1 protein-coding gene is annotated in these 340 nt (G+C 43.2%); it reads left to right on the top strand.

Annotated elements, in window-relative coordinates; all coding sequences use genetic code 11:
- Nucleotides 1-52: 52 nt before the first annotated feature.
- On the top strand, nucleotides 53-340 hold a 288-nt coding region (locus tag FD23_RS08850; protein WP_201778773.1), incomplete at its 3' end, for a transposase.

The raw sequence follows: 340 nt of genomic DNA, 5'->3' as shown, positions 1-340 counted from the left end.
TGTTCTGGATGTTTATGAGCTTCCTTACAATCCAAAAGTGCCGGTAGTTTGCATGGATGAAAAGCCATATCAGTTGTTAGGCGAAGTCAGAGATTCATGGGCTATGCGTCCAGGTGACAATAAGAAAGTTGATTCAGAATACGTTCGTAAAGGTACATGCAGTATCTTTGCCTTCGTAGAGCCGCTAGGAGGTCGTCATCACACAAGCGTCAGAGAACACAGAACTGCAGTTGACTGGGCTGAAGAAATCAAATATATGGTTGATGAGATGTACCCTGAAGCCGAGAAGATCATTCTTGTCATGGACAATCTTAATACGCACAAGCCATCCTCACTATAT

The organism is Lactobacillus delbrueckii subsp. delbrueckii DSM 20074 = JCM 1012 (assembly GCF_001433875.1).
Taxonomy (GTDB): domain Bacteria; phylum Bacillota; class Bacilli; order Lactobacillales; family Lactobacillaceae; genus Lactobacillus; species Lactobacillus delbrueckii.
The sequence above is the reverse complement of the archived record's forward strand: the minus strand, read 5'-3'. Positions and strand labels throughout refer to the sequence as shown.